We start from the raw sequence: 10,670 nt of genomic DNA, 5'->3' as shown, positions 1-10,670 counted from the left end.
CAGGCGCGGGGCTTGCAGCGGCTGCGGGAGCGGGCGCTGCGGCCGCGCCAGGCGCGGAGGGCGCGGGCGGCGCGCAGGACGCGCGCGGCGAGTTGCTGTTGGGCGGCATCGTCCGTCGCAGCAATGGGCGGGCCATGGTGATCGTGAACGGCGAAGTGACGCCGGCGCCGGCCGGCAGCGTGCAGCGCGGGGGCGTCCGGCTGGATGCGGATGGCCGCTCCATCATCCTGAAACCTGGCCAGCGTTACGATCCTGCCACCGGAGAGATCCATGAAGCCGCGCGTTAGACAACAAGGCGCAGCCCTGCTGGCCATGCTGCTGGTGGCGCTCGTCGCATTCGCGGCGGTGCTGCTGTCCGCATTCGGCAGCACGGGCGTCGAGCGGGCGCGCGAGGAACGGACAATGGCCCTGCTGGCCCAAGCCAGCGAGGCACTGCTCGGTTTCGCGGCGACGCACGGGCGCCTGCCACGGCCCGCAACCGCAGAGCCGGCGGATCTGGGTGGCGGTGAGCGCGGCGGGCACGAGCGCCCGGACGCCTGCGCCAGCGAAGCCGACTGCACCGGCATGCTGCCCTGGCGCGACCTCGGCCTGCCGGCGCACGACAGCTGGGGGCGCGAACTGCGCTACAGCGTCACGCCGGCCTTCACCATGGCGCCGCTGGCCCGCACCGCCCTCGTCGCGACCAAACGCGTCCTCGCGCGCGACGCCGACGGCGCCCTGTTCTTCAGCGCCGGACAAGCCACCTGCTCCCTGGCCGCCCAATGCGCGCCCGCCATCGTGTTCTCGCGCGGCAGCAGCGACGACCCGGCCAGCCAGGACCAGGCCGGCAACCTGGCCGCCTCGGTCGACTTCATGCGCCGCCCGCGCAGCCGCCAGCCGGACGCTCCCGGCGGCACCTTCGACGACCTGCTGGCCACCGTCCCCTTGCACACCCTTTACGAACGCATGGCCGCCGCCAGGACCCTGCCATGAAAACAGCCCAACAAGCCTTCACCCTGCTGGAAATGGCGATCGTGCTCGTCATCGTGGGCCTGCTGCTTGGCGGCCTGCTGGCGCCGCTGTCGGCCCAAATCGAACAGCGCCGCAGCAGCGACACCACGCGCGCGCTGGAGGAGGCGCGCGACGCGCTGGCGGGTTTCGCCGCCCGCAACGGCTACCTGCCCTGCCCCGCCATCTCCGCCGCCAACGGTCTGGAAGACCGCAACGGCACGCGCTGCGGCAACGAACGCCGCTTCGGCTTCCTGCCATGGGCTACGCTCGGCCTGCCCAAGCTGGACGCCTGGCAGCACCTTTACCTGTACAGCGTCACGCCCGCCTTCAGCGACAGCGGCACGCCGTTCCGCCTCAGCACCCCGCGCGACATCACCATCGCCAGCCGCGACGCCGCCGGCAACCTGGTTCCGGCCAGCGCCCAGAACGACATCCCCGCCGTCCTCCTGTCGCAAGGCCGCAATGGCTACGGCGCCTTCAGCGACGTCGGCGTGCAGGCCGCCGACATGGGCGCCGGCAATGTCGATGAAAAGGCCAACTTCAATACCGACGGCCGCCTGTTCATCGCGCGCGGCCAGGCCGACAACCCCAACGCCCCCGGTGGCGCCTACGACGACATCGTGCTCTGGCTCTCGCCCAACATCCTGTTCAACCGCATGCTCGCGGCCCAACGGCTGCCGTGAAAGGAAGACATCATGCGAAACCGCGGCTTTACCCTCGTTGAAATCGCCATCGTACTGGTCATCATCGGCCTGCTGCTCGGTGGCGTACTGAAAGGCCAGGCCCTGATCGACAGCGCCAAGGTCAAAAGCATCATCCAGCAGGCCACCGCCCTGCAGGCCGCCGTCAACGCCTACCAGGACCGCTTCCGCGCCCTGCCCGGCGACGACATCATGGCCACCACCCACGTGCCCGGCGCGGCCGGCAACGGCAACGGCGATGGCCAGGTCAGCGAATACCAGCTGGCGCCGCAGCACCTGGCGCTGGCCGGACTGATCACCGGCTCCTACAACGGCAGCACCGACTTCATGACCAGCGCCCAGGGCGGCGCAGTGTATATCTACAACGACGTGGTGGGCGGCCGGGGCGGCAACGGAATCCGCTTCGACAACCTGCCGGACACTTTCGCCGAGCAGATCGATGCCAAGCTGGATGACGGCAAACCCGATTCCGGCAACGTGCGGGCGACGGGGCCTTATACTAATAACGGCACCATCATCACCCGATTGGCTATTTTCTTCTGACTATGACAGCAAACACCGAACGCCGCCGCGTCTTCCTGATGCGGCACGGCAGCGTCACCTACTTCGACCAGGCCGGCAAGCCCCACCTGCCCGAAACCGTCCCCCTGAACGAAGCCGGGCGCGCCCAGGCCGCCGCCGCCGGCCAGGCTTTCGCCGCCGAAGGCATCCAGTTCGACCGCGTCATCGTCTCCGGCCTGCCGCGCACCGTGGAAACGGCCATGCGCGTGCTGGCGGAAACCGGGCAGAAGATCCAGCTCGAAACCTGGTCCGAGCTGGAGGAAATCCGCGGCGGCAAGCTGGCCGGCATTCCGGACGACCAGCTGCGCGAGGCCTTCCTCGGCGCCTTCGCCGGCGTGGTGCCGCAAGAACGCCGCTTCCTGGGCGGCGAATCGATCGGCGAATTGATGGACCGCACCCACCCCGCCATCGCCGCCCTGCTGGCCGACGACAGCTGGGACACCGTGCTGCTGGTGCTGCACGGCGGCGTCAATCGCGCCATCCTGTCCTACGCCCTGACCGGCGGCCAGCGCCTTTTCCTCGGCAACCTGTCGCAGGCCGCCGGCTGCATCAATGCGCTCGATGTGGGCACGCAGCCACACGACTGGATCGTGCGCTTTACCAACTACGCGCCGCCGGCGCCGCTGCACACGGCCACCCGCAGCACGACGATGGAACAACTGTTCCAGGAATATTCAAAATCGCGCTTGCTTTCCCGTCCACAAAAATAGTACGATCGTTCGGAAGGAGGCAATATGTTCGAAGAATTCATAGGCACCAAGGAGGTCTCGGAACGCCACCGTTTCGACACCGCCGCGCTGGCCGCATACCTGCGCCAGCACGTAGAGGGCTATCCCCAGGGAGAGCTGAAGGTCGAGCAGTTCAAGGGCGGCCAATCCAACCCCACCTTCAAGCTGTCGGTCGGCGCCGCGCACTATGTGCTGCGCACCAAGCCGGCGCCGGCTGCCAAGCTGCTGCCTTCCGCCCATGCCATCGAGCGCGAATTCCGCGTCATGGACGCCTTGCACAAGGCCGGTTTCCCGGCCGCGCGCCAGTACTGCCTGTGCATGGACGAAAGCGTGATCGGGCGCGCCTTCTACGTCATGCAGTTCGTCGAAGGCCGGGTGCTGTGGGACCAAGCCCTGCCCGGCATGACACCCGCCGAACGCGCTGCCATCTACGACGAGCTCAATCGCGTCATCGCCCAGTTGCACAGCATCGACTACAACGCCATCGGCCTGGGCGACTACGGCAAGCCGGGCAACTACTTCCAGCGCCAGATCGAACGCTGGAGCAGGCAATACAAAGCCTCCGAGACCGAGACCATCGCCGAGATGGACAGCCTGATCGACTGGTTGCCGGCCCACATCCCGCCCGGCGAGGACACATCGATCGTGCATGGCGACTACCGCCTGGACAATATGATCTTCCACCCCACCGAACCGCGCATCCTGGCAGTGCTGGATTGGGAGCTCTCGACCCTGGGCCATCCCTTCGCCGACTTCAGCTACCACTGCATGAGCTGGCACATCGCGCCGGGGCAGTTCCGCGGCATCGCGGGCCTGGACCTGGAAGCGCTCGGCATCCCGAGCCAGCGCGCCTACATCGCGCGCTACGCCGAACGCACCGGCAAAAGCATCCGCCTGGAGGACTTCAACTTCTACCTCGCTTTCAATATGTTCCGACTGGCCAGCATCATGCAGGGCATCATGAAGCGCTATGTGGACGGCACCGCAGCGAGCGCGCAGGCGCTGGAATCGGGCAAGCTGGCGCGCCCGATGGCCGCCATGGGCTGGGCCTACGCCCAAGGCAAGGCAATCGAATAGAGGAACGGCATGGACTTCGACTACTCCCCGCGCACCAAGGAATTGCAGGCGCGCCTGCTGGCCTTCATGGACCAGCACATTTACCCGAACGAGAAAGCCTTCCACGAGGAGGTGGACCGCAACGGGCGCGAACAGGGCAACCGCTGGATTCCCACCGCGCTGATTGAGCGCCTCAAACCGCTGGCGCGCGAACAGGGCTTGTGGAACCTGTTCCTGCCGCGCTCCAAGCGCGCGCCGGAAGGCTTGTCCAACCTCGATTACGCGCCCCTGTGCGAAATCATGGGCCGCGTGCCGTGGGCCTCTGAAGTATTCAACTGCTCGGCGCCCGACACCGGCAATATGGAAACGCTGGAGCGCTACGGCAGCGAAGAACACAAGCAGCGCTGGCTGGAGCCGCTGCTGCGCGGCGAGATCCGCTCCGCCTTCGCCATGACCGAGCCGGCGGTGGCCTCATCCGACGCCACCAATATCGAAACGCGCATCGAGCGCGATGGCGACCACTACGTGATCAACGGCCGCAAATGGTGGATCTCGGGCGCCGGCGACCCGCGCTGCCAGGTCTACATCACCATGGGCAAGACCGATTTCGACGCGCCGCGCCATGTGCAGCAATCGATGATCCTGGTGCCGGCCGACGCGCCAGGGCTGACGGTGCTGCGTCCCCTGCCTGTTTTCGGCTACGACGACGCGCCGCACGGCCACTGCGAAATGCTGTTCGAGAACGTGCGCGTGCCGGCCTCCAACATCCTGCTTGGCGAAGGGCGCGGTTTCGAGATCGCGCAGGGCCGCCTGGGCCCGGGCCGCATCCACCACTGCATGCGCGCCATCGGCGTGGCCGAACGCGCGCTGGAACTGATGATCCAGCGCCTGACTACGCGGGTTGCATTCGGCAAGCGCCTGTCCGACCAGGGCGTGTGGCGCGAACGTATCGCCGAATCGCGCATCAGGATCGATACGGCGCGCCTGCTCACGCTGAAAGCGGCCTATATGATGGACACGGTGGGCAATAAGGTCGCGCAGTCGGAAATCGCCATGATCAAGGTACTGGCGCCGAACGTGGCGCAGCAGGTGCTGGACTGGGCGATCCAGGCGCATGGCGCGGCCGGCGTGTCCGATGAATTCCCGCTGGCCTACCAGTGGGCCGGCAACCGCACGCTGCGCCTGGCGGACGGGCCGGATGAAGTGCACCGCAATGCCATCGCCAAGCTGGAAATAGCGCGCTTCTCGTCTTAGACGAGCTGCGATATCATCATCCTGCAGACTCTTTCGCTGAAAGGAAGTGCCGTGCAGGATGATTCCAGCAAGCCTTTGCCGCCGCTCCGGTCGCAGCTCACGCTGATGGCCATCGCATGCGCCGGACCAATGCTGCTTGCCTTGGCGCTGGTGCTGGTGTATATCCAACAACACGACCAGGGCCGCACCGAACTCGAGACACAGCGTGTGGCGCGCGGCGCGGCCGCCGTGGTGGACCGGCAGCTGCTGGCCGCCGAGGGCATCGCCCAGGCGCTGGCCGCCCAGCCCGCGCTGGCCGGCGCGCGCAACCTGCCCCTGCCGGCCGAACACCACCTGCTCCTCACCGAAAACGGCAACCCCAGCCTGCTGGCCGGCAGCGCCATGCCGCTCGACCGCGCCGCCAACGCCGCGCGCATCAGGATGCCCGCCGCCGGCCGTTCCGCCATCAGCCTGCTGCCCGCCAATGGCAAGGAGCCGGCGCGGCTGGCGCTCGACGTGCCTCTCGGGCGTGCCGCCAAAGCGCATTCCGTCCTGAGCGTGCTGCTGCCGCCAGCGCTGCTGGACCGGGTTGCCGAGGAAATGCGCCTGCCATCGGGCAGCGTGATCGCGGTGCTGGCGCCGGACGGCCGCGTGGTGGCGCGCAGCGGCGACGACGGCCGCGCCAGCGGCCAACCGGTCGGGGAAGCCCTGCGCGGGCTGGCTACGCAAGTCGGCTACCTGCGCGGCGCCGACAGCCCCTGGAGCATCACGGTCGCCGGCCCGGCGCCGGACACCCTCGGCATCCTGGGCGGTCCCTTCCTGGCGCTGGCCGCCCTGCTGCTGGCCCTGGTGCTGGGCGGCTTTGGCGCGGCGGCCCTGGCGGCGCGCCGCATTGCCGGCTCCATCGACGCCCTGCAACAGCCGGCCCAGGCCCTGGCCGACAGCTTGCCCGTCGAAGCGCCGCGCGTCGCCTTCCACGAGGCACGGCTGTTGGGCGACACCCTGCTGCAGCTGGAACGCAATATGACGCGCCACCGGCAAGACCTGGAGCGCCTGGTGGAGGAACGCACGGCGCAACTGGAAAACTCGAACGCCCTGCTGGAGACCATTTATGCCACGGCGCCGGTCGGCCTGAGTTTTGTCGATACGCGCCTGCGCATCCTCATGATCAACGACTACCTGGCCGCCTTTAACGGCTTGCCGGTCAACGAGCATATCGGGCGCCGCTTCGATGAAGTGATCAACGACCGCAATATCGTGGCCCAGGTCAACCAGGCCTATCGGCGCGTGCTCGCCACCGGCGAGTCGGTGCCGGCGGCCGAGCTGACCGGCAACTCGTCGGCGCGCCCGGGCCGCACCAGCCACTTCATCGCCGGCTATTACCCGGTCTACGGCGCCGACGGCAGCATGGTCGGCATCACCGCCATGCTGATGGATATCAGCCAGCAGAAGGAAGCCGAAGCAGCCCTGCGCCGCTCAAAATCCCTGATGAAGTCCGTGCTGGAACACATGCCCGCCATGGTCTTCGTCAAGGACGCGCAGCAGCTGCGCTTCGAACTGCTGAACCGCCAGGGCGAGCTGCTGCTGGGGCGCCCGCGCGAAGATCTGCTGGGCAAGAGCGACCGCGATTTCTTCCCGCCGGAGCAGGCCGACGCCTTCCAGGAGGCCGACCGCCAGGTATTGGCCTCCGGCGAGGTGCTGGAAATCGGCGAGGAAGCCATGCGCAGCGCCGGCGGCGAAGTGCGCTACCTGATGACGCGCAAGGTCGCGCTGCGCGACGAGCAAGGCGTGGCCACCCACCTGCTCGCCATTTCGCTCGATATCACGGACCGCAAGCGGGCCGACGAAGCGTTGCAGAAAACCTCCCTCAGCCTGGCGCGCAGCACAAGCTTCCTGCACACGGTGACGGAAAACCTGCCCGGCATCGTCGCCTACTGGGACGCGGAGCTGCGCTGCCGCTACGCCAACCACTTCTTCCTGGACTGGTTCGGCAAGCCGCTGGAAGAGACCATGGCCGAGCCCATCGAGCGCGTGCTGCCGCCCCGGCTGCTGGCCGAGATCCGTCCGCATATTGACGCCGTGCTCAATGGCAGCCCGCAGCACTTCCTGCGCGAACTGGAACTGGCCTCCGGTGAACTGCGCTACGTCTGGATCAACCTGATCCCCGACCGCGACGAAAACGGCGCGGTGCGCGGCTTCTATGCGCTTGGCTCGGACGTCTCGGACCTCAAGCGCAGCGAACTGAAACTACAGGAAGTCAATGAGCAGCTGGTGCGCGCGCGCGACCGGGCCGAAGCAGCCAGCCGCGCCAAGAGCGAATTCGTGGCGAACATGAGCCACGAGATCCGCACCCCGATGAATGCCATCACCGGCCTGGCGCGGCTGCTGGAGGAAGCCCCGCTGGAGCGGCGCGAACGCAGCTACGTCAGCAAGATCCAGCTGGCCACCCGCAGCCTGCTGGGCGTGGTGAACGACGTGCTCGACTTCTCCAAGATCGAGGCCGGCCAGCTGCAGCTGGAGCAGGCACCGTTCAACCTGGAGCAGATGCTGGCCGCGACCGCGATCCTGATCGCCAACAGCGCCTGGGACAAAGGCGTGGAGCCGGTATTCGAAATCGCCCCCACGCTGCCGGCGGAGGTGGTAGGCGATGCCAAGCGCCTGCAGCAAGTGCTGCTCAACCTCCTGAGCAACGCCATCAAGTTCACCGAGCGCGGCGAAGTGGTGCTGGACGTGCGCGCCGCCCAGGGCAGCGCCGATTCGCTGACCCTGGAATTCACCGTGCGCGACACCGGCATCGGCATCACGCCGGAACAGCAAACCCATATGTTCGACGCCTTCTCGCAAGGCGACACCAGCACCAGCCGGCGTTACGGCGGCACCGGCATGGGGCTGGCCATCGCGCGCCGCCTGGCGGACCTGATGGGCGGCGTGATCAGCGTGGAGAGCACGCTCGGCAAAGGCTCGATCTTCCGCTTCACCTGCCCCTTGCAGCACAGCGCCGAGACCGGACCGCCCGAGCTGGCGCCGGTCCTGCGCGGCCGCCATGTGCTGGTGGTGGAGGACAATGCCAGCGCGCGGCAAGCGCTGGTGCGCGCCGGCCAGGCCATGGACTGGACGGTGCGCTGCGCCATCAACGCCGTCGAAGGCCTGGCCCTGCTGCGCGAGCACCAGGGCAGCGCCAAACCCTTCGACCTGCTGCTGGTGGACAGCGCCATGCCCGGCACCGACGGCATCGCCATGCTGGTGCAGGCGCGCATCGCGCACGACGCCGCCATGCCCAATGTGGTGATGATGGCGTCCGAACGCGCCAGCGACGACCTGCTGCCGCTGGCCGACAGCCTGCAGATCGACGCCGTGCTGTCCAAGCCCTTCACCCCGTCCAGCCTGCGCGCGGCGGCGCTGGCCGCCCTGACCGGCGCCAACCAGCCGGCGCACCCGCCCAGTCACACCCCGCTCTCGGGCCGCCTGGCCGGCATGCGCGTGCTGCTGGTGGAAGACAATGAAATCAACCAGGAGATGGCGCGCTACATCCTGCTGCACTGCGGCGCCCTGGTGGAGGTGGCGTCCAATGGCGAGATCGCGCTCGACATGCTGCGCGACGACCCGCAGCGCTTCGACGCGGTGCTGATGGACTTGCAGATGCCGGTGATGGACGGTTTCCACGCCACGCAGGCGATCCGCGCCATGGGCTTGCGCACGCTGCCCATCGTCGCCATGACCGCCAACGCCATGCCGGAAGACCGGGTGCGCGCCATCGAAGCTGGCGTCGATGCCCACGTCGCCAAGCCGATCGACGTCGACGAGATGATCGCCACCCTGACCCGGCTCGCCCCTTTGCATCCCGAACTGGCCGCCACGCCGCTGGCGGCGGCGCACAGCGACGGCCGCCCGGCCTGCGTACCCGGCATCGACCTCGACGCCGCACTGCGGCGCGTGGCCGGCAACTACGCCGCCTTCGCCAGCCTCCTGAAACGCTTCGAGAACTCGCAGGGCGACGCGGTGCGCGAAGTGCGCGACTGCCTGGCCCAGGACAAACGCTACGCCGCCGCCCAGGTGCTGCACCGCCTGAAAGGCGTGGCCGCCAACCTCGGCGCCGACGATGTGGCGCGCCTGAGCGCCCAGGCCGAGAGCGCCGTGGCGGAAGGCCAGGACAGTTCGGCCGCCGCCCTGCTGCTGGCACTGGAGCAGGCGCTGGCCGTGGTCACCACGGCGGCGCGCGAACTGCCGCTGCCGGTGCAGGCGCCGGCCGACAACATGCCGCCCGGCGCCCTGCCGCGCGCCTTGGGCGACTTGCTTACATTATTAAAAAACAGCAATATGAAGGCATTGTCGGCCTTTAAGGTCCTCGGCCCCAGCCTGGAACAGCGCTGCCCCGACCTGCTGCCCGGCCTGGCGCACGCCATCGAAACGCTGGATTTTGCGAGTGCGGAAAAAATGGTACAGGAAATGCTGAAAAGGAAGGAAGTCGCATGAGCTGGACCGACCAGGCCCGCAATGGACGCCTGCTGATCGTCGACGACGCGATGGAGAATATCCAGATCCTCAACCATGTGCTGGGCGAGGAGCATGAGGTGCTGTTTGCCATGAACGGCGAAAAAGCGCTGGAACTGGCGCGCGAGCAGCGGCCCGACCTGATCCTGCTGGACGCGGTCATGCCCGGCATGGATGGCTATGAAGTGTGCGCCGCCCTGCATGCGGCCGCCGAGTTGCGCGATATCCCGATTATTTTCGTCACCGCCCTCACCACCCCGGAGGATGAAACGCGCGCCCTGGAATCGGGCGCCGTGGATTTCATCACCAAACCCTTCAATGTGGCCGTGGTGCGGGCGCGCGTGCGCACCCACCTGACGCTGAAGCGGCAATCCGACGCCCTGCGCGAGCTGACCCTGACCGACCCCTTGACCGGCGTCGCCAACCGCCGCAGCTTCAATGATGCAATCGAAAATGAATGGCGCCGCTGCGGGCGCAGCCGCAGCCAGCTTTCGCTCATCATGATCGATATCGACCACTTCAAGCTGTACAACGACGCCTACGGCCACCAGGCCGGCGACGCCTGCCTGAAGCAAGTGGCGCACGCCATGCTGCACTGCGCGGGGCGCCTGCCCGACCTGGTTGCGCGCTACGGTGGCGAAGAATTCGTGGTGCTGCTGCCGCAAGTGGACCAACAAGGTGCGGAAACTGTGGCGCAGCGCATCCTGGAAGCGGTGGCTGGCCTGGCGATTCCGCACCGCATGTCCCCGGTTAGCGACGCCGTCAGCGTCAGCCTGGGCGTCGCCACCGTCCTGCCGGGCGAGCACGGCGATGCCCACCAGCTGGTGCGCGCCGCCGACCAGGCCCTGTACCAGGCCAAGGCCGGCGGCCGTAATCGCTACTGCGTTGCCCGCCTGGCGGGATAGCGCTG

At 67.8% G+C, this 10,670-nt stretch carries 9 protein-coding genes; all 9 read left to right on the top strand.

The features are described from left to right. A partial coding sequence (locus GTP41_RS21645; protein WP_202419834.1) for a hypothetical protein occupies nt 1-287 on the top strand: 287 nt, incomplete at its 5' end. Then, nucleotides 271-972 (top strand): hypothetical protein, encoded by a 702-nt coding sequence (locus GTP41_RS21640; RefSeq protein ID WP_161027657.1) that lies wholly within the window; start codon nt 271-273, stop codon nt 970-972. The genes GTP41_RS21645 and GTP41_RS21640, both read left to right, overlap by 17 nt. Next, nucleotides 969-1,673, top strand: a complete 705-nt coding sequence (locus GTP41_RS21635; RefSeq protein WP_161027656.1) for a prepilin-type N-terminal cleavage/methylation domain-containing protein — start codon at nt 969-971, stop codon at nt 1,671-1,673. The genes GTP41_RS21640 and GTP41_RS21635 overlap by 4 nt, the downstream gene beginning before the upstream one ends. Before the next feature lie 12 nt (nt 1,674-1,685). Then, nucleotides 1,686-2,234, top strand: coding sequence for a prepilin-type N-terminal cleavage/methylation domain-containing protein (locus GTP41_RS21630; protein WP_161027655.1), 549 nt, complete (start codon nt 1,686-1,688; stop codon nt 2,232-2,234). A gap of 2 nt (nt 2,235-2,236) precedes the next feature. Next, complete coding sequence (locus GTP41_RS21625) at nt 2,237-2,962, top strand: histidine phosphatase family protein (RefSeq protein WP_229503001.1); 726 nt, start codon at nt 2,237-2,239, stop codon at nt 2,960-2,962. A gap of 24 nt (nt 2,963-2,986) precedes the next feature. After that, nucleotides 2,987-4,057, top strand: coding sequence for a phosphotransferase (locus GTP41_RS21620; RefSeq protein WP_161027654.1), 1,071 nt, complete (start codon nt 2,987-2,989; stop codon nt 4,055-4,057). Nucleotides 4,058-4,066: 9 nt separating this feature from the next. Further along, a complete protein-coding gene (locus GTP41_RS21615; RefSeq protein ID WP_161027653.1) occupies nt 4,067-5,290 on the top strand; it encodes an acyl-CoA dehydrogenase family protein in 1,224 nt (407 codons plus the stop codon). A 51-nt stretch (nt 5,291-5,341) separates the two neighbouring features. Next, nucleotides 5,342-9,742 (top strand): PAS domain-containing protein, encoded by a 4,401-nt coding sequence (locus tag GTP41_RS21610; RefSeq protein ID WP_371867379.1) that lies wholly within the window; start codon nt 5,342-5,344, stop codon nt 9,740-9,742. After that, the gene (locus GTP41_RS21605; RefSeq protein ID WP_161027652.1) at nt 9,739-10,665 is read left to right on the top strand and encodes a diguanylate cyclase domain-containing protein; all 927 of its coding nucleotides are present in this window, start codon (nt 9,739-9,741) and stop codon (nt 10,663-10,665) included. Before GTP41_RS21610 ends, GTP41_RS21605 begins: the two co-directional genes overlap by 4 nt. The last annotated feature ends 5 nt before the right edge of the window (nt 10,666-10,670 follow it).

Source organism: Pseudoduganella guangdongensis (assembly GCF_009857475.1).
GTDB classification, from domain to species: domain Bacteria; phylum Pseudomonadota; class Gammaproteobacteria; order Burkholderiales; family Burkholderiaceae_D; genus Rugamonas; species Rugamonas guangdongensis.
This window is presented reverse-complemented; position numbering and strand designations above follow the sequence as displayed.